Source organism: Candidatus Thermokryptus mobilis (assembly GCF_900070205.1).
Classification (GTDB): Bacteria; Bacteroidota; Ignavibacteria; order Kryptoniales; family Kryptoniaceae; genus Kryptonium; species Kryptonium mobile.
In genome coordinates this window covers 46,084-68,476 of sequence record NZ_FAOO01000009.1, presented here as the reverse complement: position 1 = coordinate 68,476, position 22,393 = coordinate 46,084, and the positions used below count along the sequence as shown (strand labels likewise).

Below are 22,393 nucleotides of genomic sequence, written 5' to 3'. Positions count from 1 at the left end.
TTGACAAAATCTTCAAATCTCAATCTCATTTCGTTTCTGAACGCTTCCTGTTGCGCTATCATTGCCTGCTCAAATCTCGTCAATTCAGGCGATATGAGCTCTTTTATAACCTCTGTTATTATTCGCTTTATAAAGCTCTTGATCATTTCATCTCCACTTCACTTTGTGACCTATCAACTATAATTTCGCCAATTGCAGCTAAATTTTCAACCCCAACAATTTTAACAGGCACGATTTTATTCACAAGAGATTGATCATAAGGAATGCCAACTTTGACATAATTTCGTGTAAATCCGAACATTTTCCCATCCTTAACTTCGGACTCCCACAACACATCAAATTTCTTCCCAATCATTTGACGATAGAACACCATTTTTTTCTTTAAACCAAGATTTCTCAACATCTCGCTTCTCCTATGGCGCTCTTCAATCGGGACCTTGCCTGGCAAATTTATAGCATCGGTATTTGGTCTTTCAGAGTAAGTAAATACATGAAGGTATGATATCGGCAAATCATTTATAAAATTGTATGTTGTCTCAAAATGCTTTTCCGACTCCCCTGGAAACCCAACAATTACATCTGCCCCTATACAAGCGTCGGTGTCTTTTGATTTTATGTATTCAACACGGCGACGATAAAGCTCGGAATTATATCTTCTTCTCATCTTTCTCAAAATCTCATCACTTCCGCTCTGCAACGGTATATGGAAATGATTACAAATTTTTTCTGAAGCGATAAAATAATCAATCATATCCTCGGTCAAAAGGTTCGGTTCAATTGAACTAATTCTAATTCTTTCAATCCCATCTATTTTCTCAAGTTCTTTTACAAGTTCAAACAAATTCGTTCCAATTTTCCTGCCGTAATCACCGACATTTACACCGCTTAAAACAATTTCTTTATAACCAAGTTGAGCCAATGTTTTCGCCTTTTCTAAAATAATGTTAATTTCCGGGCTCCTACTTTCACCACGGGCAAGCGGAATCGTGCAATATGAACAATTGTAATCGCAACCATCCTGAACCTTTAAAAATGCCCTCGTTCTATCAGAAGCTGGGGTGGAACTTGCGATGTGAAACTCTGAAATCTCACTTATCGGGGATACAAAAATTTGCGCATGGTAATTTTTCTGAAAGTCATTGACATAGTCAAAAATTTTAAACTTTTCATTTGAACCAAGTATGAGGTCAACACCTTCAATCTGGGCTATCTCATCTGGGCGGAGTTGTGCATAACAACCAGTAACAATTATAAAAGCGTTCGGTGATATCTTCAATGCTTTGCGGACAACCCGACGACAATCCCTATCAGCGTTCTCCGTAACAGAACACGTATTTATAACGCAAACATCCACTGGTTCCCCAAACTCAACTATTTCAAAACCACGCTTTTTAAACTCCTCACTTATCGTTGAGGTCTCCGCGAAATTAAGCTTACATCCAATTGTGTAAAACGATACCTTTCTCATTTCATAGTTTTAGCTTGTTTTATTCAAATTAAAATTCAATTTCATCAAAATCAAACAAGCCAACGTAAAATCATTGTTCCCCAAAGGCAGGATTTATTTTCTCAAATTGCTGAAAAAAGCCCTTAACAAACTTTGTGACTCCTCAGCCATAATCCCACTTATAACTTCAACCTTGTGATTTAAATTTCCATCTTCAGCTATGTTATAAACGCTCCCACAAGCGCCAGCCTTAAAGTCAAATGCAGCGAAGACAACTTTTTCAATTCTTGAAAGCACAATCGCCCCAGCACACATTGGACATGGCTCAAGCGTTACATAAATTGTGCACCCCTCAAGTCGCCATGAACCAAAATAATTAAATGCTGCGGATAAGGCAATCATCTCAGCGTGAGCAGTCGCATCCTTAAGCATCTCAACTTGATTATAACCCTTTGCTATTATTGTGTCCCTGTAAACTATCACAGCCCCAACTGGAACCTCCCCAAGTTCAAACGCCTTTTGAGCCTCCTTTAACGCATACTCCATCCAATATCTATGATCGCGCATCAGTTTAATCTCTTTCTTGGTTCAAATCCAGCATCTCTTATCGCTTTAAGCATTTGCTCAAGCGTCACGAGATGTTTCGTCCCAGCTGCACTGACAACATTTTCCTCAATTAACAAACTCCCAAAATCATCCGCGCCAAACTTTAAACCTATCTGTGCCATTTTCAATCCTTGTGTTACCCACGAAACTTGTATCGTCGGAATGTTATCAAGCATTAACCTTGAAATCGCAAGCGTTTTCAAATAATCAAATCCACTTGACCTTTCTTTGAGGTTATCCATATTCTCCGCAAGTTTAGTATTTCTCGGTTGAAAAGTCCAAGGGATAAATGAAGTGAATCCCCCGGTTATATCTTGAAGTTCACGTATCAACAAAATATGCTGAACTCTATCTTCGTAAGTTTCAATATGCCCGAACATCATCGTCGCTGTCGTCTTTAACCCAAACTGATGTGCTTCATACATAACACCAAGCCATTCATCAGAAGTGCATTTCTTGGGAGAAATCTTCTCCCTGACTCTATCAACGAGGATTTCCGCCCCACCTCCCGGAATTGATTGTAAACCAGCTTCAATCAATCTTTTTAAAACATCCCGAACTTTCATCCTTGAAACACTTGCGATGTGTAATATCTCCTCCGGCGATAAAGCGTGAAGCCATATTTGAGGATAGTTCGCCTTTATCCATCTGAACAATTCCTCATAAAACTCTATCCCAAGATCAGGGTTCAGTCCACCCTGCAACAAAATCCTTGTCCCGCCAAGTTGAATCGTTTCTTCTATCTTCTTCGCTATCGTCTCGTAATCAAGCGTATATCCCTTAACAGTATCACCAACCTTGGCATAAAAAGCACAAAATGTGCACTCCGTCGTGCAAACGTTTGTATAGTTTATATTCCTGTCAATTATATATGTTACAACAGGTTCAGGATGCAAACGCCATCTAACCATATCAGCCATCATACCGATTGTAATCAAATCATCCGAGTTAAAAAGTTTAAGACCATCTTCAAATGTCAACCTCTCCCCATTTTTAACTTTCTCGTATATTTCAATTAAATTTCTGTCCACGCAAAAACCTCTTTTTTGCAAAAAAATTACACTTTTATCCCCTAAAATAAAAATTTTCACGCTTTGACTTCAGCAACGATTTTAGGAATTAACCTCCGGCAGGCATCTTTTACATTAGGAGAAATAAATCCACCAATTTCAAAATTTTCACCCGATATCCCATAAACTATAAACCGCTTCGGTAGACTCCCAAGCAGCTTGGCAAGCTCAATATACTCAACAATTCCAACATTATGACTTGAAATTAGCTTCAAACCGCTTTTCAGCAATTCAGAAATATCCTCAAACCTATATATCTCCCCAGCACCCTTACCCGAATGAACCGCATCAACCAAGATAACAAGATCAAAATCACCCCAAATATCAATCAACTCCTCAAAAGAAATATCAATGTCAACTATTTTGACGCTATTTTTAAAACATCTTCTAAAATATCTCGCTATTAAAATTCCAACCGAATCATCACCGCGATACAAATTCCCAACGCCAACAATCAAAAATTTCTTTTCATTCCCTTTCAATGTGAACCTTCAAGAAGTGTGTTGCACAAGATATACACGGGTCATAATTTCTAACTGCTTGCTCACACTTCCAAGTCAATTCATCATCTGGAAGGTTCAAGTAAACGGAGGTGAACTTCCAAAGGTCACTCTCCATCATTTTCAAGTTCTGCGATGTTGGTGGAACTATCTTAGCGTCAAGCACTATACCCTTTTCATCAAGTTTATACCGATGGTAAAGTATACCACGAGGTGCTTCCGTGCACCCATAACCTATGCCTGACTTAACGCTAAAGTCAACATACGGCGCATCCGGTTCTTCATACTCTGAAATTATCCGCAATGCTTCATCACAGGCATAAAGTATTTCAATCCCTCTTGCTAATATGCTTTTGAACGGATTTTTACAAATTGGTTTGAAGTCAATTTCAAGCGACACTTCCTTTGAAAGAGCAGATAATTTATCAAAGTTCAAATTAAACCTCGCAAGTGGTCCAACAAAATAAGCACCCCTTTGAACTATCTTTGAGTGTAAAGCGTTTGAGTGAGCCACATGTTCCTCAACGAAATGATTATCATATTCATTCACTGAAATATCAAGCCCTCTGCTTGATATAATTCTTCCTTCATTAAATGGATACTCATTCGGATGACTTAAAGCCACGAATTCATAATCTTGCTCAAAATCAGGAAATTCAAGCGAAGCAAGCCATCTTATCGCCTCAATTGAAAAATCACGAGCCCATTTAAGCTCATTTTCAAGTTTTTTAAGGTCACTTTTTCGCGGCACTTTGTAAAAACCACCAACCCTGACATTTACTGGGTGAACTTCACGACCTCCAATTAATCTTACAATTTCATTTCCAATCTTTTTTAGTTTCAATGCTTTCTTTACAAGATCGGAATAATCCTTTGCCATCTGTATGACATCATCATAGCCGAGGAAATCGGGAGCGTGAAGCATAAAAACATGTAGCGCGTGGCTTTCAATCCACTCCCCACAATAAATCAACCTTCTCAACTCACGTATTGGACCAGATACTTTCACGCCGAAAATGCTCTCAATTGCGTGGACAGAACTCATTTGATACGCAATGGGACAAATTCCGCAAATCCTCGCAGTTATATCAGGAACTTCCTTAAAACTTCTCCCTCGCAAAAACGCTTCAAAAAACCTAGGCGGTTCAAAAATTCTCAATTTTACATCAACTACATAACCGTTTTTAACTTTGATATAAAGAGCGCCCTCTCCTTCAACCCTGGCAAGATAATCAACTTTTATTAACTTATCTTTCATATGCCTCGCTCCCTTTTCTGAAAGGTTCCGAATAAGCGTTGAAATTTCTTAAAACTCTAACTATTTCAGATGACTTTAAGCCCATCTTTGCAAAATAATCAGCCAAAGAAAAAACATTCGGCGTCTCTTTGGGTCCAAAACATCCGTAACATCCTCTGTTGTAGGATGGGCAAATCGCTCCGCAACCCGCTTGGACAACGGGACCAAGGCAAGGGCTTCCCTTTGAAACCATCACACAAACATTTCCCTTCCGTTTGCATTCCATACAAACACTATAAGTCGGGATGTTTGGCTTCCGCCCGTTAAGAAATGCACTTATAACCTCAATAAGTTGATACTTATTTATCGGACAACCGCGCAATTCAAAATCAACGAAAACATGGTCAGATATAGGGGTTGACTTGCTCAATGTCTCAATGTAAGATGGATTAGCATAAACAATTGATATGAACTCTTTCACATCCTTAAAGTTTCTTAACGCTTGTATCCCACCAGCTGTTGCACAAGCACCGATCGTTATCAAATACTTTGAGACCTTTCTAATCTTATGAATTCTTTCAGCATCATGTGGAGTTGTAATTGAACCCTCAACAAGCGAAATATCGTATGGGCCCGAAATCACTGCTCTTGATGCCTCAAGAAAATAGGCTATGTCTACAGCTCCAACTATATCCAAAAGTTCATCCTCACAGTCAAGCAAACTCAATTGACATCCATCGCAAGAAGCGAACTTCCAAACAGCAAGTTTTGGTTTCTTTCGTTCCATTTTAAATCTCCCGCTTGGATATTAAATCTCTTACTTGGGAATAGCTAAAAACAGGTCCATCTTTGCATATAAACAAAGGTCCAAATTGACAATGACCGCACAACCCTACACCGCACTTCATATTCCGCTCCATTGAGATAAATATATTATTTTCCGAAACACCTCTTTTTTTAAGTTCAAGCGCTGTGAAACGCATCATTATCTCAGGACCGCAAACGAACGCCACCACATTTTCTGGATCAAAAGGTGCACGTGCTATCAAAGTTGTCACAACGCCAACATTCCCCTTCCAATTACTTGTCCCCCTATCAACAGTGACATAAACTTCAAAGTCAAATCTTGACTTCCATTTTTCAATCTCACGCTTATAAAGGATATCCTCAGGCGTCCTTGCACCATATAAAAGGACAACTCTGTTATAACTTCCCCTGTTGGATAGAATTTGATAAATTGCTGGTCTTAACGGAGCGAGCCCTATTCCACCTGCAACTATAACCACATCTTTACCGACAAATTTTTCAACACCCCAACCATTTCCAAATGGACCTCTTATGCCCAAAATATCGCCCCTTTTGAGTTTGCCCATCGCTTTTGTTACAACCCCAACAATCCGTGTTGTATGGGTTATCAAATCAGTTCTTCTCGGATCACCACTTATTGATATTGGAACTTCCCCAACCCCAAAAACATAAATCATATTAAACTGACCAGGCACAAATGTAAACTCAAAACCCTTATCAACAGGTTCAAGCTCAAGGGTAAAAGTATCTCTTGTTTCCTGCTTTCTTTGACGAATCCTGAAAAACTTTGGCAAAATTGAAATTTCTTGAGCGAAGGTTTTCTCTTCAACTATGTGTTCCATATAGATCAAGTAATTGTATTCTTGTTGCTTGAAGTCGCTGCTCAATTATTGGAACTAACCTTTTTAAAAGCTCATACCCGAGCTTAGGGTCCTCTTCACACTTGTTCCTCAAACACTTACCATCAAAAGCCACAACCCTCGTTGGTTCAATAGCGCGCGCATCAAAATGCCAATAATAAGGTGGAACAAGCCAAGACCAACCAAGAACCTCACCGCTTTCAAGCGTCTGAATTACGATCGGCTCCCTACCCGGAGAAACTATCTCAAGTGAAACTTTACCATCGCGTATGATGTAAAACTCATTCGCTTCTTCCCCCTCTCTGAAAATGAAATCACCCGCCTTAAAGAAAGCATTCCTTGCACATCCAACTACAAGCGAAAGATACTCCTCCCCAAGCCCTTTGAAAAATGGATGTTCAACAAGTAACCTTTCTAACGTTTCAATACTCATGATAACACCTCTTTTAAATTTTGTTTAAAACCTCTTTAAAACTCTTCACACCTTCAGTTATATCAATCCCAACAGGGCACCAAGTTATACATCTACCACATCCAACACATCCTATCATCCCGAACTGATTTTTCCAAGTTGAAAGTTTATGCATTATCCATTGCCTATATCTTGACATAGTTGAATATCTAACACTACCACCATGTATGTAAGAAAATTCAACCGTGAAACATGAATCCCATCTTCTAATTCTCCTTGCAACTTGACCCAATAAATCAGTCACATCCTCAACATTATGACAGAAACAAGTAGGACAAACCATCGTGCAGTTCCCACATGAAAGACATCTTTCAGCTATCTTATCCCAAAGCGGGTTCTCATAATTTGATTGTAAAATTTCAACAACATTCGTTAAATCAACTCTCTTTGTGAACTTGTTGGGCGCCTCACTCAAAATTTTCTCCGCCTCTTTAACCTCATCTTGGCTCGCTTCTCTGAAACCTAAATCCTCAAGCACTTCTTCACCTTGATCACTTCCAGCCCTCGCCGTGAAATAATGCTTATCATTAAGAATCACCTCAGTTAACACAATGTCATACCCAGCTAAAGCCCTTGGGCCAGTCCCAGTTGAAAAGCAAAAACAATTCCCCCCGGGTTCATTGCAGTTCACAGCTAGAATAAAAGTATTCTTCCTTCTCTTAATATAAACAGGATCAACATATTGCCCACCGCCAAGAACTTTATCCAAAATCATAATTGCTGAAATCTCACAAGCCCTGACGCCAACAAAAAGAAATTTTACATCCTCATCGTTACATTCGGAAATTTTAATGTTCCCGTTTTCCCTCCTTGCTTCAAAAAGTGTGAGTATCGGCGGATAAAGAAACCTTTTCCATGAATGTGGTCCAACTACATAACCAAAAAAAGCCCCATCGTCCCTACTTTTTAACCTGTAAATACCGGGCGATTGTTCATCCCCTACCCCAACAGGCAAATCCTTAACATCCGATATCTCATCATAAACAATCGCATCATCAACTACGGTTGGACCAATTACCTTGTACCCCCTTGATTTGAAATGCTCAAAAATTTTGTTTAAATCATCAGGTGCTAAATAGAAAAGTTTACCTTGATTCATTTTAAAATCTATTTTGTTAACACTCATAACAGAATATAAAGCAAAAACTGTACCAGAAACCCCTCATTGAATTTCAATAATTTCAATCCTGCCAGAATCGGGCGAAATAGGAAAAAATGAAACAAAAGGCGAAATTAAGTTCAAAAATTACACATCACCAGCGATAATAGGGGTAATAATAATACTGGTAAAATGGGACTTGACGATACTGGATGTTTATAAACACATTTCTGAAGGGTTGATAATTCAACTCAATGCGATCTATGAAGACCCCGCTTAAACTTCTTTGAAATCCACGACCAAATGAACTAAAAGGTGAGCTAATGAAGCTGATGTCTGCTTGTAAATTTAAGTTGTCCGAAAACCTGTAAAGGATTGAATTTGTATACGAATTTAACATAAACCCCTTTCCACCGATGCTGAAATATGAAACGGAAAAACTATGACGCATAAACAATTTTTGATAAACATCGGGCTTTGATTCAAGCTGATCTTTAAATTGTGAGTTTGCGAACGAACTCACAAAAACAACCAAAACCAAACCCAAAATCAAGCGCTTCATTTCACTTCTCCTAACTTTGTTTTTCTGTCTTTAATATAAAAAACCAAATACAGAATTTCAAGTTCCAAACTTAAACTGTCCTTGAAAATATCGGCTTCTCCTTCATCATCTTATCAATGTAGGCGTCAAAGCACATCGCTATATTTCTTATCACAAGACGACCCATTAAGCTGACTATGATTTTATCACCGCTTAATTCAACTAAACCGTCCTCAACAAACTCGTTCAACTTCTGAATTGAATCCGCGAAATAATCGTCAAATTTTATATTGAACTTTTCCTCAACCTCGCTTTTCGTCAGTTCCATATCGCACATCAAACGCATTATCACATGCTTTCTAATTATATCGTCTTGACTCATTCTATAGCCAACCGCTGTCGGGAATTTCCCCTCGTCAATTCGTGAATAATAATCCTTCAATTCCTTGTAATTTTGAGCGTAAATGTTTTGAAATTGACTTATAGCTGACATCCCGAACGCATAGAGATCTGCACCAGCGCGAGTTGAATAACCCTGGAAGTTCCTGTAAAGTGTTTTTTCCTTTTGCGCAATTGCAAGCTCATCATCTGGTTTAGCAAAATGATCCATCCCAATGTAAACATATCCAGCTTCCGTCAGCTTCTCTATCGTCATTTTCAAAATTTTTAACTTAACATCAGGGGTTGGCAAATCCTCCCTTTTTATAACCCTTTGATGTGGTTTAAGCCATGGAACATAAGCAAAATTAAAAACAGCGAGTCGCTCAGGTGAAAGCTCTATCACCTTGTCAAGTGTCTTCTCAAACGATTCAATTGTTTGAAACGGCAGACCATAAATCAAATCAAGGTTTATACTCTTAAAACCAAGCTCACGAGCCCAATCAATAGCTTGCCGTGTGATTTCCTCAGGTTGAATCCTGTTAACCGCTTTCTGAACCCTCGGATCAAAATCTTGAACCCCCATGCTAATTCTATTAAAACCAACTTCTCGGAACGCCCTCATATGTTCGTAAGTTAAACCGCGCGGGTCAATCTCAACTCCAACCTCAGGGTCATCAACAAATTCAAACCTTTCATTTATAAAACCGCCAAGTTCTTTTATTTCATCGGGATTCAAATAAGACGGTGTCCCACCACCCCAATGAAGTTGCGTGACCTTCCGCCCTGAAGAAAGAAATTCACAAACCATTTCAACCTCACGCTTCAAGTAATCAAGATACTTCCTTATCGTTGCCCTGTTGTGAGTGACGAGCATATTACAGCCACAAAAATAACATAGCGTATCACAAAAAGGTATATGAAAATAAAGCGAAAGGACATTCATGGGGTTTTCCTTATTATTCTCAATAATCGCATCCTTATAATCATCCGGTCCGAAATCCTTTGAAAAAGCAGGCGCTGGCGGATAACTGGTATACCTTGGACCAGGACGGTCGTATTTCTTCAAAAGCTCTATGTCAATATTTTCTATCCTCATAACTACCACCAAATTTTATTTATGATATTTTCTACTTTCGCTCTTGACTGTCTCAACCAAAATTTTCACATTATCAACTGGTGTCTCAGGCAAAATCCCATGCCCGAGATTAAAAATGTGTCCATCTCCCCTTCCATATCTGTCAATTACCTTGAGCGCTTCGCGGACCACAACATCGGGTTTTGAAAGTAAAACAACCGGATCAAGATTCCCCTGAATTGAAACCCTGTCCCCGACTCTTTCTCTGGCTTCCTTTAAATCAAATGTCCAATCAATGCTTATAACATCGCAACCGGAACCAATTATCCGCTCCATCCATTGCCAAGTCCCCTTTGAATATAAAATCACAGGAACAGTGCTGGCAAACTTTGATTTTACAGCTTCAACCACATAGTGAATGTATCTCAAAGAGAACTCTTCAAAAGTTTCACGATTTAAAATGCCACCCCATGTATCAAAAATTTGTACTGCGTCAGCCCCACTTTCAATCTGTGAGATCAAAAACCTTGACACTGAAACAGCGATTTTTTCAAGAAGTTTATGCGCAAGCTTAGAGTGGGAATATATCAAAACCTTCGCATTTCTAAAATCCTTACTGCCATCAACCATATATGCAAAAAGAGTCCACGGAGAGCCAGAAAAACCTATCAACGGAACATCTATATTCCGCTTGGTCAACTCTATCGCATTAAGCACATATTTCAATTTATCCGTTGGATCTGGAATAATCAATCTATCAACATCCTCCTCATTTTGAATGTTCTTCTCAAACTTTGGACCACCAACCTCATCAATATAAAGTTTCAACCCCATTGCTTCTGGAAGCACAAGTATATCCGAGAAAATTATCCCGGCATCCACGCCGATGATTTCAATTGGTTGAATCGTCACTTCGGAGGCGATTTCAGGCGTTTTTATCATCGTTAAAAAATCATACCTTTGACGGATCTTCCTGTATTCAGGCAAATATCTTCCCGCCTGTCGCATTATCCATATCGGTGTTCTCTCCGTGCTTTCCCGTCTGCAAGCTTTTAGAAATATGTCGTTTTTTTGTTTCATATTTCAACCGTTTTTCTTGAAAACTTCCCAAAGTAATCTCGCAAGAAATGCACCGTCTGGCTTCGGGTTAAACTCCATCGGATTTACATCAACCTTTAAACCAAGTTCTTCACAAGCTTTCAAAGTAGTTCCACCTATGACAGCTATACGCTGTTTCCGAAGCAAAGCAACCCCAAAAATTTCAACAAAGTTTCGCACACTTGACGGGCTAAAAAATGTAACAACACCAATTTCGCCACTTTCAAGCATTGATTTCACCTCTTGCTTCAAATTTTCTCCGAGATTCGGCTTAATCGTCCTGTAAACGATGACATCATCAATGTCAATTCCTTTCCTTCTCGCCGACTCAATAAACTCCTCCTCCGACAAATTCCCTCGCGGGAATAGAAACTTTTTCCCGGAAACCGCATTGAGCAAAATTTTCTCAAATAAACTTCCCTTATCTGACCTTTCAGGAAGTGGTTCAACTAAAAGTCCATACTTTTCAACTTCAATTTTTGTTTTAACCCCAACGACATGGATTTTTTTGCCCTTTAAATTTTCAATCGGCTGATATTTTTTAAATCTCTCAAGGAAAAATCTAACTGCGTTCGCGCTTGTGAAAATCAAATCGGTATATTCATCAATTCGGTTTATTTTTTCGTCAACATCATCCCATAAATCTGGCTCTGTTATTTCAATCGTTGGAAAGAAGACGGGGATAAAACCATATGTTTCAATTTCCCTTGCGAAGTCCAAAGCTTGTGTTTTATCCCTTGTTATCAAAACTTTCATCTCAACCACTTGCTCTTTTTATCTCTTCAAGAATCCTCGCGCCACCTTGTTCAAGAAGTTTTTCTGCAAGTTCAAAACCGAGTTCTTCTACATCATTGCTTACAAAACCTTCAATTGAATCCCTGACAAAAAATGTCCCATCAAAGTTGCTTATCATAGCTGAAATTTTAATTTTGCCATCGTTTACAGTAGCAAAAGCACCGATTGGGACTTGACATCCTCCCTCAAGTCGCCTCAAAAGAGCACGCTCAGACCTTGTCGCAAGCTCCGTCTCAAGATGATTTATCCGTCTAACCAAGTCAAGGATTTTCATATCATCTTCTCTAACTTCAATTGCTATCGCTCCTTGACCAACAGCTGGAAGCACTATATCAGTTGAAATTAACTCAGCAGTTCTACCGTCATAATTCATCCTTCGCACCCCTGCAAATGCTAAAACCATTGCGTCCCAATTCGACTCATCAAACTTTCTAAATCTTGTGTCAATATTACCTCGCAAATCAACAAATTTAAAATCACTTCTAAAGTGAAGAAGTTGAGCCCTTCTTCTCAAACTCCCAGTAGCAATCACAGCTTCTTTCGGCAACTCCGCCAGTTTCAAATTATCTTTAGAAATTAAAACATCTCTTACATCTTCCCGTTCAGTGACAGCACCAATTATCAACCCCTCAGGTAATTTCGTTGGAAGGTCCTTTAAACTGTGAACTGCAATATCAATCTCGCGATTCAAAAGCTCAATTTCAATCTCACGGGTGAAAATCCCTTTATCTCCAATTTTTGAAAGTGGCGAATCAAGAATTTTATCCCCTTTAGTTTTTATCACTTTGACTTCAAATTCAACATCGGGGAAAACATCTGAAAGTTTTCTCCTCACAAATTCCGTCTGCCACAGCGCAAGTTTACTACCCCGTGTTCCAATTCTAACTTTCACAAACTTAAAAAATTTTATTTTTATTGACCCAAACCGAATAATTCCTTGACAAATTGAATAAACTTTATCCTCTCGGAATCGCTCTTCCCATTTGATAACTCCCTGATGCTAACCGTAGGGGTGTGAAGCAATTTATTAACAAGTGTTTTTGTCAACACATCTACCCTTTGAAAATCCTCGGGTGAAAATTTATTTTTATACTTTTCAAGTTCATTTCGCCTTATCTCTTCAAATTTCTCACGGAGGAGTTTTATCGTCGGGGCGACAAGATGCGCCTCATACCATTTTATGAAATTTTTTATCTCCTCATCAATTATCCTTTGAACCTTCGGTATCTCATTTAACCTCCTTTCATAATTTGACCTCGCTATTGACTCAAGCGAGTCAATATCTTCAAGGAAGACATTTTCAATCTCCCTAACTTTGGGGTCAATGTTCCTCGGAACTCCAATATCAATTATCAGAATCGGTTTGTTCTGTCTTCTTGACATCGCGCTTTTGACTTGCTCATAGCTCAAAATATAACCATCAAGCGTGACAGAGCTTATGACTATATCAACTTCACAGAGTTTATTTTCAATCTCATCAAGTTTTATTGCGATGCCTTTAAATTGTTGCGCTAGCTTTTCAGCCCTTTCAAAAGTTCTATTTGCTATTAAAATTTCGCTCATCCCACGGGAGACGAGATGTTTTGCTGTAAGTTCAGCTGTTTCGCCAGCACCTATCAACATCGCTTTTTTCTTTGAAAGATTGGCGAATATCTTTTCAGCAAGTTCAACCGCTGCATAACTAACCGAAACCGCTCCCTCGCTTATAGCTGTCTCACTTTTAGCTCTTTTCCCAGTCCTAAAGGCAGTATGAAAAACTTCATGCAAAAGCGTTCCAACAACCCCACAACCAACAGCAACTTCATAGGCATCCTTGACCTGACCAAGTATCTGAACATCACCGATCAACATTGAATCAATCCCAGAGCTGACCTCAAGCAGATGCCTTAATGCATCATATGAATGCATCACATAAAAATGCGAACGAGTGACAACCCCATCGGCATCTTTTCTTTTGATCAAGTAGTCAATTATATCCTCTGGCTTAACAAGTTCATCTTTTAAAACCCCGTAAAGTTCCGTCCTGTTGCAAGTTGACAGCAAAACCCCCTCCTTTAAAAATCGTTGAACCAAATCGGGCAGGACATCTTTTGTCTCATCAAGCGTGTAATAAAGTTTCTCCCTTACTTCAACGCTCGCCGTTTTATGATTCAAGCCAACAAGTAATAAATCCATATCAGCAGTCGCTTAAATTATCAATAAAACCTATGGAAGCCCGACAAGGAATTCGCAAAAGCCATCAATATAAACACAAGGATGAAACCAATTATTGACATTACCGCCACTCTTTTACCTGTTAAATTCACAACACCTATCACACCAAGCCCAACAGCATAAATAAGCCAGATTATGAATGTCCCAACAAGTTTTGCGTCCGTATATGAAAAATCCTTAAACGCTTTCGGCAACCAAATGAAACCAAAAATTATCACAAATGTCAAAGCCACAAAACCAACCAAGGTTGATTTATGAAGCATTGATTCAATCATTTCAAGGTTTGGAAGATTTTTATAAACTGTGTCAAATGTCTTCGTCCTCAATTTGTGATAAAGCATTATATAAAGCAATCCATATATCGCCGATAAAGCAAAGGCTGAATATCCAACAAGTGCAAAGGTAACATGGAAAGCGAGCAATTCATTTTTCAAAACATCATATTCAAAACCATAAATGTCCCTTGAAAAAAGCGATGCCACAAGAACAAACAGGGACGAAATCACAAGGGCGAAAAAGCCGGTGTTTTTAATTTTCGTAAGGTACTCAATCACCACATAAGCAAGAGCAAGCGAAAAACCAAGCACACATAAAAGCTCAAAAACAGATGTCACAGGTGGATGGTTTAATTCAGCGGTTCTGAGGATAAGATAAACGAAGTGAAAAATTAAGGTAAAGACGAGAAATTTCGTTTTATATTTTTTCGCAAATAAATCATCCTTGAAAAAGGCACGACCGTAAAGCCAACTCGTTGCTATGTAAAGCAAAGGCAACACAACTTTAAAAATCTTCAAAATGACGAACATTAAAATCAACCTCTCGCGGAATTTATTGTATCAAAGCACAAAAAATTTAATAATTTCAAAACTTGTATCCAATTTTTCTCAAAAATTCCTTTCGCTTCTGTATATCCTCCTCTCCTTCTATTCCTTTTGTCTTAACTCCATCTATTACACCGAGTATTCCGCGACCTTGCTCTGTTTCCGCAATTATAACCTCAACCGGGTTAGCCGTCGCACAAAAGATTCTGCAAACCTCTGGGACCATTTTTATCGCATTAAGTATGTTGATCGGATAACCATTATCCATGAAAATTACAAATGAATGACCTGCGGAGAGATTTAAGGCATTTTTTTTCGCAAGTTCAATCATCGCTTCATCATTTCCAGCCCATCTCACAAGCGCTGGACCTGAGGACTCGCAAAACGCTATACCGAATTTCATATGCGGTTGAGTTGTTACTATCGCTTCATACAAATCCTCAACCGTTTTTATGAAATGTGACTGCCCAAGGATGAAATTGATGTTGTCTGGCTTCTCAATTTTTACAATTTTTAACTCCATAATTTACCTCCAAAATTTATTTTAAAAGCCCAAGTTGCGCCATGCTCGTGTATCTGTCCCCAGCTATTATGACATGATCAAGAAGCTTTATGCCTATTATCTCGCCAGCTTGGTAAATCTGCTTTGTCACTTCAATATCCGCACGACTTGGCTCGGGATTTCCACTTGGATGATTATGAACGAGAATAACACTTGCACTGAGCTCATCAATCGCCGGCTTAAATACCTCACGGGGATGAATTACACTTGAGTTCAAATTCCCCTCGGAAATAATAACATCCCTTATGATGCGATTAGCAGTGTTAAGTAGGACGACTATCAAAATCTCTCTATTTAAATCAGAAAGTCGCGGTGCAAATATCCTTACGATGTCTTCAGGGCTGGTGATCTGATGGCGTTGTGAAAAAGGTTCAGATTGAATCCTTCGTGATAGCTCAAATGCAGCAGCTACTGTCACCGCTTTTTTTAATCCTATACCTTTGTATTTCCTAAGGTCACCAAGCCCTTTACGAGCCAGTTCTCTTAACCCACCAGCATCAGCCAGAATTTTATTCGCAAGGTCAATGGCGGAAATCTTTCTAGTCCCTGAACCGATCAAAATAGCAAGAAGCTCAGCATTTGAGACCGCTTGTGGTCCATACTTTATAAATTTCTCCCTCGGTCTCGTCTCAGGCGGAAGGTCTTTAACCCTAACCCTATACTCCGAATCCAACTCATAACTTACTTTTTTATCGTCCATTGAGTTAACCTCCGTATTAAATTATCTTTAAAAACAAGAATCGCAATTGACCTGTTGACACGCCCATCTTCAAACACGATATCCCTGCCTATGCCGAAAAATTCCACTTTCTTAATCGCATTATAAACTTCGCCAGGTGTTAACATTCCCGCCTTTATCACTTCCAAAAGAAATCTCGCAGTATCATAACCGTAAATGGATAACTCGTCCGGTTCAACTCCATATCTATCTTTAAAAACCTTTACGAAGTTTTTATATGCTTGTGACTCAAAATCAACTTTCCAACCAGCAGTGAATACAACTCCATCGGTGTATCTCCTGTTTAGGTAAAGTTCATTAAAATTGTTCCAGATATCGTTGCCCAAAATTTTAACATTCATATCGTGGTAAAAGACCTGTGAGGTGATTATACCGATGAAGTCGGAATTTAAAATTGGAGCAAAAAGCCCGACAATATCCAACGGAACTTTAAAGGAATCAAGAACAGCTTTCATCTCCCTAAAATAACCGCGAAGGTCCGTTTCATCTGGATTGTAAAACTGAATTTTCATCACTTGACCGGAATCCAACTTAACTTCATCAACAAAAGCATCAACGAATGGTTTTATCCTTTTATCGTTCGGTGCGAGAACAAAAAAGTATTTCAACCCAAGCGAAAAAACCGCAAACTGTGCTATAGCCCTTGCCCTAGTCGTAAAATCGGAATTCAACTGAAAAATGTAATCGCTTAAATCAGCTAAACCATCCGATGTGGCTGTCGGTGAAATCAAAGGTATTTTTAAATCGTTGATGAACCTCGCACAAATTTGAACATCTTCACTGTAAACTGGTCCAATTATCGCAGAGACCTCAGGAACTTTCTTGAAAGACAAAACCTTCCTGTCAATATCAAGTGAATTATAATACCTGAGCTCAATCCCAACCTTGGGGCTGAAATTTAAATTATGTTGCTCAACGGCAAGTTCAATACCTTTTAAAATTGATTCACTTAAGCTTTGTCGCTCGGGGAGCAAAACACCTATTTTAACCTCTGGACGAGCTAGAAGGCGTTCGTAATACGAAATTTTAAACATCAATCTCTCGTAAAATTCAGTCCCACTAAAATATCTCAACCTGTCCGCGATGTATTTTTTCGCATCTTCATATTTCCCAGAAAGAGCGATTTTATCCGCTACTTTTACAACTACAAGATATTTAACCTCGGTGGATGAAACCTTATCCGCAAGCTTTTGAAGCGTGGTCAAATCAACCGAATCAATAAGTGCAGAAATAACTCTTTTATACTTCGTTGGATCACTTTTTGAAACTTGAATAGACCTATCAATCTCAAGCAAAGCGTCATCTAAATCTCCAAGCTTGAAGTAAATCAGCCCAAGCGTATAATGAGCATCTTCAACATATTCGCTCTCGGGGAACTTTGACAGAAAATCCCTCAATAAGTTACCCGCATCTGCAAATCTGTTAAGATAACAAAGCGACTTTGAAGCCATAAGATAACTTGCTGTCGTTCGGTGATTCAAACCAAGAGAAATAACGGAATCAAATTTTAAATATGCGTTTAAGAAGTATTCCCTCCCCCCTGAGGTATCAGCTAAATGTCCTCTGGAATTCAAACCGAATTTGAAAAGTTCAACGCCTGCTTTAAAAAGCGAATCGGCAACGGGATTAAAAAAACTATATCCTTGAGTCAAAACACTTTCTTTAATGATCAAAATGAGCAAAAGAAAGCGGATGAACTTAACCATTTCTTAAAAGTTTGATTTTTTCCTCTATTTTCACGCTCGCTTTAGGGTCAATTTTAATTGCCTCATCAAAAAACTTTCTCGCTTGCTCATCCTCACCACGATACAAATGAATTAAACCGAGATTTATGAACGAATCAACTAAACCTTTATCAAGTGAAATAGCGCGATTGAAATACCTCTCCGCCTCTTCAATTTCACCGAGTTCAAGTAAAATTTCACCACATGTTTGCCACAGGATTCCTTTATTCGGTTCAAGGTCAATAGCGGTTTCAATTGCCTCGCGAGCTTGTTTTAACTTTCCCAAATTCCAAAATGATATGCCCAAGAGATAATAAAGCGTATGATTATAGGGCTCTCTTTTTATCCCACGCTTTAAGTAATCAACCGCCTCATCATAACTTTCGCGCTTTATCAATATCTCGGCAAGCGACTCAACAGCTTTGGGAAAATCCGGGTCAAGGCTTAAAACTTTTTTAAGCTCGGCTTCGGCCTCAAGGTAATCGCCACGGTAATAATAAGCAAGTCCGAGGTTATAATGAACAGCTGGATATTCAAGGTAAGCAAGCTTTGTTAAGAATTTTATCGCTTCATCAAATTTCTTTGAGCGCAAACAATTCGTCCCAAGCAAAAAGAGCACTTCCTCGTTCCCCGGCTCTATTTGAAGCGCCTTCCTCAAAAGCTTCTCAGCATAACCCTCCTTCCCAAGCTTTGTGTAAACATAAGCCAACTCAGAGTACGCATCAACATACCCCGGATACTCACTTATAATCCTGTGATAAATCTGAAGCGAATGAAGATATTTCCCCGAGTCAAAATACTTCCTCGCTCTCTCAATCATTTTCTTTATTATCCCGTTGGACATTTTCTCACTCCCATTCAATTGTCGCCGGTGGTTTTGTTGTTATATCATAGATAACACGATTTACACCTTTTACCTCATTGACGATCCTATTTGAAACCCTCTCAAGCAAATCATACGGGAATCTGAACCAATCCGCCGTCATACCATCTTGACTTGAAACAGCTCTAAGGGCTACCACATACTCATAACTTCTCTCGTCCCCCATAACACCAACTGTTTTAATTGGCAAAAGAACAGCAAACGCTTGCCAAATTTTGTCGTATAAATTTGCTTTCTTTATCTCCTCAATGAAAATTTTATCTGCTTTGCGCAAAATTTCAAGTTTATCTTTTGTTACCTCCCCAACAACTCTAACAGCAAGCCCAGGACCTGGGAAAGGATGGCGGTTTAAAATTTCATTGCTTAAACCCAAAGACCTCCCTATCTTTCTGACCTCATCTTTAAAAAGTTCTCTAAACGGCTCTATCAACTTGAAATTCATACGCTCAGGAAGACCCCCAACATTATGATGCGTCTTTATCTTTGATGAAGGACCTTTATAACTCGTTGATTCAATGACATCAGGATAAAGCGTCCCTTGCGCAAGGAATTTCACATCGCCAAATTTTTCCGCCTCTCTTTCAAATATCTCAATAAATGTCCTCCCAATGATTCGTCTCTTTTCCTCTGGATCAAAGATACCTTTTAATCTTTCAAGAAAGACCTCGCTTGCATTTACATAATAAATGTTAACCCCAATTTCCCTAAAATTTTTCAAGACCTCTTCAGTTTCACCCTCGCGCATCAAACCATTATCTATAAAAATAGCGATCAAATTCTCCCCGATAGCTCTACTTAAAAGCAGTGCAAGAACTGTTGAATCAACCCCACCACTTACGGCACAAATAACCTTTTCATCCCCAACAATCTTCCTTATTTCCTCAATCTCCCTTTCAATGAAAAATTCAGCGTTCCACTCACCTTTACAACCGCAAATCTTATACACAAAATTTCTCAAAATTTCATCGCCCCTTTCCGTGTGCGCAACTTCCGGATGAAATTGAACGCCGTAAATCTTTTTATCTTTATTTCTTATAGCACAAATCGGCGAATTATCAGTCCAAGCTATAACTTCAAAGCCATCCGGTTCCTTTATCAGTGCATCCCCATGGCTCATCCAAACGACGCTTTGTGAATTGAACCCATAAAATAAATCGTCATCTTTTATAACTCTTAAAACTGCCTTCCCGTATTCTCTCTTGGCAAACTTATCAACAATTCCACCAAGTTTATACGCTATCAATTGAAGTCCATAGCAAATTCCAAGCACTGGAATTCCAAGTTCAAACAATTTTTCATCAACTTGAGGTGCGCCATCTTCGTAAACGCTTGAAGGCCCTCCTGATAAAATTATCCCCTTTGGTTTCAACTTTAAAATTTCATCAATGGGGAAATCAAACCTTTGAATCTCCGAAAAGACACCTAGCTCTCTTATCCTTCTGGCTATAAGCTGAGTATACTGCGAGCCGAAATCAAGTACAAGTATAAATTCAGTCGGTCTCATGATTGAGAAAAATTTTTGAGAGTTTATGATAAATATAAGAAAAAAATCCCAATATTTCCCACTACCTATTCTTCAATTTCAGAAGCCCAATTCATAATTAAAACAGTAGCTGAGATTAAAATGCCAGGCGGGATTGGAAGCCACCAAGTTGAAAGCAAACTCTTTTCCGCCTCACTTATCATACTTCCCCAAGTTGGAGTTGGAGGTTGAACCCCAAAGCCAATAAAGCTTAAAATTGATTCCGTCAAGATCAAATCACCAATCAGCAAGGGCATATTCACGAGAGATGGCAATATAGCATTAGGCAAAATATGTCTGAGTGCAATTTTAAGATCTGGGAAACCAATCGCTTCAAGCGCAAGGACGAACTCCATATTTTTTAACTTCAAAAATTCCGCCCTTGTAAACCTTGCTATTCCCATCCAACTTAACAGACCTAAAATTAAAATAAGAGAGAAAATCGTTTGTCCCGAACTAAGAGAGACAACCACAAGCACAAGGAACAATTTCGGGAAAGCAAGAAATACATCCGTAATTCGCATCAAAACCTTATCAATTATCCCACCGAAGTAACCAGCGAAAACTCCAACAATCAGTCCGACAAAAAGAGCGATAAAAGAAGCAATTATGCCAACTAAAAGGGATATCTTGCCCCCATAAATTGTCCTACTTAACACATCTCGCCCGAGATTATCCGTCCCGAAGACAAAAAGAAGCGACCTAACATTTTTCAAATCCTCAAGTTTAACCCTGCCACGCGAAAATTTCTGTGTGTAATAAACGAATTCGCCTTGCTTAACATAATCAAAAGCGATGACTTTCCCACCGTCTTTCAAATTTATCTCATAAACCCTTGTCAAAGGCGGTAATGATGAAAGATTTTCTCTGTCAAGCGACATTATGGGATCAAACGGTGCTATCAAATCCGCTAAAACAAGATAGAACACCACAAAGATTGAAACCCAAAATATTTTCTTCCGCGCTATCATTCCAACCTTATCCTTGGGTCAAAAATTGTGTATAGTATATCTGAGATCAAATTCCCAAATATGACGATGAAAGAAACAAACAATGTTATCCCAACGGTAAGAGGATAATCCCTCTTAAAAATTGAGTCAATCGCAAGTTTCCCAAGCCCCGGAATTGAAAAAATTTGCTCAACGACGACTGATCCAGCGAGGAAAACAGGCAGGTAAAGACCAAAAAGAGTTACAACGGGAAGCAAAGCGTTCGGCAAAACATGACGATAAAAAATCAGACGCTCTTCAAGACCCTTCGCTTTTGCCATTTTAACATAAGTTTGCGATAAAACCTTAAGCGTGTGGCTTCTTACAAACCTTGCAACTGCAGACATAGGCGCTATACCAAGTGTGAAAGATGGAAGGAAAATATGCCAAAATAAATCAAAAATTTTCTCAACAAAGCTCATCTCATTGAAATTAAAAGAACGAAGCCCAGATGAAGGGAAAAATCCAAGCGCATAACTAAAAATGAGTATAAAAACTATCCCAACCCAAAAAGTTGGAATTGAATATAAAATAAGGAGAAAAACACTTACGAACTTATCAACCGCCTTCCCTTTTTTACGAGCCAATTGAACACCAACAACAATACCTAAACCAAAACTGTAAATAAGCGCTGGAAGCCCGATGATCAAGGTTGAAAGAAAAGCATCAAATATACACTCAATCACCGGCTTGCGATAGATAAAAGAAAACCCGAAATTACCCATCGCGATTTCCTTTACCCAGACGAAAAATTGAATCAAAACAGGTTTATCAAGTCCATAAGATGATTTTATCCTTGCGATCGTTTCATCCGATAATCTTGGGCTTAAATACAAATCGGCGAACGAAACCGAAGGTAATATCCTTAAGAGCAAGAAAACAACCGTGGATATGCCAAGGGAAAGAAAAATAGCGTTTAAAATTCGTTTTAAAATCACCCTCATTCTCCCG

General features: G+C 38.9%; 23 protein-coding genes. All 23 read right to left on the bottom strand.

All coding sequences use genetic code 11. The annotated features are described in order from the left end of the window. Positions 1-142 precede the first annotated feature (142 nt). The 23 genes from mtaB to FKZ43_RS07005 all read right to left on the bottom strand — a co-directional run bounded on the left by mtaB (position 143) and on the right by FKZ43_RS07005 (position 22,386). On the bottom strand, positions 143-1,468 hold the full coding sequence (gene mtaB / locus FKZ43_RS07115) for a tRNA (N(6)-L-threonylcarbamoyladenosine(37)-C(2))-methylthiotransferase MtaB (RefSeq protein WP_140945189.1): 1,326 nt from the start codon (positions 1,466-1,468) through the stop codon (positions 143-145). A gap of 93 nt (positions 1,469-1,561) precedes the next feature. Then, the gene (gene tadA, locus FKZ43_RS07110) at positions 1,562-2,014 is read right to left on the bottom strand and encodes a tRNA adenosine(34) deaminase TadA (RefSeq protein ID WP_140945188.1); all 453 of its coding nucleotides are present in this window, start codon (positions 2,012-2,014) and stop codon (positions 1,562-1,564) included. Then, positions 2,014-3,084 carry a cyclic dehypoxanthinyl futalosine synthase gene (gene mqnC, locus FKZ43_RS07105; RefSeq protein WP_235894713.1) on the bottom strand — a complete coding sequence of 357 codons (1,071 nt, stop codon included), beginning with the start codon at positions 3,082-3,084 and terminating at the stop codon, positions 2,014-2,016. Before mqnC ends, tadA begins: the two co-directional genes overlap by 1 nt. 56 nt (positions 3,085-3,140) lie before the next feature. Then, the gene (locus FKZ43_RS07100) at positions 3,141-3,605 is read right to left on the bottom strand and encodes a hydrogenase maturation protease (RefSeq protein ID WP_140945187.1); all 465 of its coding nucleotides are present in this window, start codon (positions 3,603-3,605) and stop codon (positions 3,141-3,143) included. Continuing rightward, complete coding sequence (locus tag FKZ43_RS07095; RefSeq protein ID WP_140945186.1) at positions 3,592-4,881, bottom strand: Ni/Fe hydrogenase subunit alpha; 1,290 nt, start codon at positions 4,879-4,881, stop codon at positions 3,592-3,594. The genes FKZ43_RS07100 and FKZ43_RS07095 overlap by 14 nt, the downstream gene beginning before the upstream one ends. Continuing rightward, positions 4,871-5,647: an NADH-quinone oxidoreductase subunit B family protein gene (locus FKZ43_RS07090; protein ID WP_140945185.1), complete on the bottom strand. Its 777-nt coding sequence runs from the start codon at positions 5,645-5,647 to the stop codon at positions 4,871-4,873. The genes FKZ43_RS07095 and FKZ43_RS07090 overlap by 11 nt, the downstream gene beginning before the upstream one ends. Position 5,648: 1 nt before the next feature. After that, positions 5,649-6,509 (bottom strand): FAD/NAD(P)-binding protein, encoded by an 861-nt coding sequence (locus FKZ43_RS07085; protein ID WP_140945234.1) that lies wholly within the window; start codon positions 6,507-6,509, stop codon positions 5,649-5,651. Then, on the bottom strand, positions 6,493-6,960 hold the full coding sequence (locus FKZ43_RS07080; RefSeq protein WP_235894712.1) for a cyclic nucleotide-binding domain-containing protein: 468 nt from the start codon (positions 6,958-6,960) through the stop codon (positions 6,493-6,495). The genes FKZ43_RS07085 and FKZ43_RS07080 overlap by 17 nt, the downstream gene beginning before the upstream one ends. Positions 6,961-6,973: 13 nt before the next feature. After that, positions 6,974-8,125, bottom strand: coding sequence for a 4Fe-4S dicluster domain-containing protein (locus FKZ43_RS07075; protein WP_235894711.1), 1,152 nt, complete (start codon positions 8,123-8,125; stop codon positions 6,974-6,976). Positions 8,126-8,252: 127 nt separating this feature from the next. Next, a complete protein-coding gene (locus FKZ43_RS07070) occupies positions 8,253-8,660 on the bottom strand; it encodes a hypothetical protein (protein WP_140945183.1) in 408 nt (135 codons plus the stop codon). A 70-nt stretch (positions 8,661-8,730) separates the two neighbouring features. Further along, positions 8,731-10,116 (bottom strand): oxygen-independent coproporphyrinogen III oxidase, encoded by a 1,386-nt coding sequence (hemN, locus tag FKZ43_RS07065; RefSeq protein WP_140945182.1) that lies wholly within the window; start codon positions 10,114-10,116, stop codon positions 8,731-8,733. Positions 10,117-10,131: 15 nt separating this feature from the next. Further along, positions 10,132-11,175, bottom strand: a complete 1,044-nt coding sequence (gene hemE, locus FKZ43_RS07060; RefSeq protein WP_140945181.1) for a uroporphyrinogen decarboxylase — start codon at positions 11,173-11,175, stop codon at positions 10,132-10,134. Positions 11,176-11,178: 3 nt separating this feature from the next. Beyond that, positions 11,179-11,949, bottom strand: a complete 771-nt coding sequence (locus FKZ43_RS07055) for a uroporphyrinogen-III synthase (protein ID WP_140945180.1) — start codon at positions 11,947-11,949, stop codon at positions 11,179-11,181. Between the two features lies 1 nt (position 11,950). Continuing rightward, positions 11,951-12,880, bottom strand: a complete 930-nt coding sequence (hemC, locus tag FKZ43_RS07050; protein ID WP_140945179.1) for a hydroxymethylbilane synthase — start codon at positions 12,878-12,880, stop codon at positions 11,951-11,953. Positions 12,881-12,900: 20 nt separating this feature from the next. Then, on the bottom strand, positions 12,901-14,163 hold the full coding sequence (gene hemA, locus FKZ43_RS07045) for a glutamyl-tRNA reductase (RefSeq protein WP_140945178.1): 1,263 nt from the start codon (positions 14,161-14,163) through the stop codon (positions 12,901-12,903). A 20-nt stretch (positions 14,164-14,183) separates the two neighbouring features. Further along, complete coding sequence (locus FKZ43_RS07040) at positions 14,184-15,008, bottom strand: cytochrome C assembly family protein (protein ID WP_140945177.1); 825 nt, start codon at positions 15,006-15,008, stop codon at positions 14,184-14,186. Between the two features lie 55 nt (positions 15,009-15,063). Continuing rightward, positions 15,064-15,546 carry an adenosine-specific kinase gene (locus tag FKZ43_RS07035; protein WP_140945176.1) on the bottom strand — a complete coding sequence of 161 codons (483 nt, stop codon included), beginning with the start codon at positions 15,544-15,546 and terminating at the stop codon, positions 15,064-15,066. A gap of 16 nt (positions 15,547-15,562) precedes the next feature. Next, positions 15,563-16,285, bottom strand: a complete 723-nt coding sequence (radC, locus tag FKZ43_RS07030) for a RadC family protein (RefSeq protein WP_140945175.1) — start codon at positions 16,283-16,285, stop codon at positions 15,563-15,565. After that, positions 16,267-17,997, bottom strand: a complete 1,731-nt coding sequence (locus FKZ43_RS07025) for an ABC transporter substrate-binding protein (RefSeq protein ID WP_219916511.1) — start codon at positions 17,995-17,997, stop codon at positions 16,267-16,269. Before FKZ43_RS07025 ends, radC begins: the two co-directional genes overlap by 19 nt. 25 nt (positions 17,998-18,022) lie before the next feature. Beyond that, positions 18,023-18,892, bottom strand: coding sequence for a tetratricopeptide repeat protein (locus FKZ43_RS07020; protein WP_140945173.1), 870 nt, complete (start codon positions 18,890-18,892; stop codon positions 18,023-18,025). A 4-nt stretch (positions 18,893-18,896) separates the two neighbouring features. Then, a complete protein-coding gene (guaA, locus tag FKZ43_RS07015) occupies positions 18,897-20,435 on the bottom strand; it encodes a glutamine-hydrolyzing GMP synthase (protein ID WP_320415053.1) in 1,539 nt (512 codons plus the stop codon). 65 nt (positions 20,436-20,500) lie between these two features. Next, positions 20,501-21,424 carry an ABC transporter permease gene (locus FKZ43_RS07010; RefSeq protein WP_140945171.1) on the bottom strand — a complete coding sequence of 308 codons (924 nt, stop codon included), beginning with the start codon at positions 21,422-21,424 and terminating at the stop codon, positions 20,501-20,503. Then, positions 21,421-22,386 (bottom strand): ABC transporter permease, encoded by a 966-nt coding sequence (locus tag FKZ43_RS07005; RefSeq protein WP_140945170.1) that lies wholly within the window; start codon positions 22,384-22,386, stop codon positions 21,421-21,423. The genes FKZ43_RS07010 and FKZ43_RS07005 overlap by 4 nt, the downstream gene beginning before the upstream one ends. Positions 22,387-22,393 lie beyond the last annotated feature (7 nt).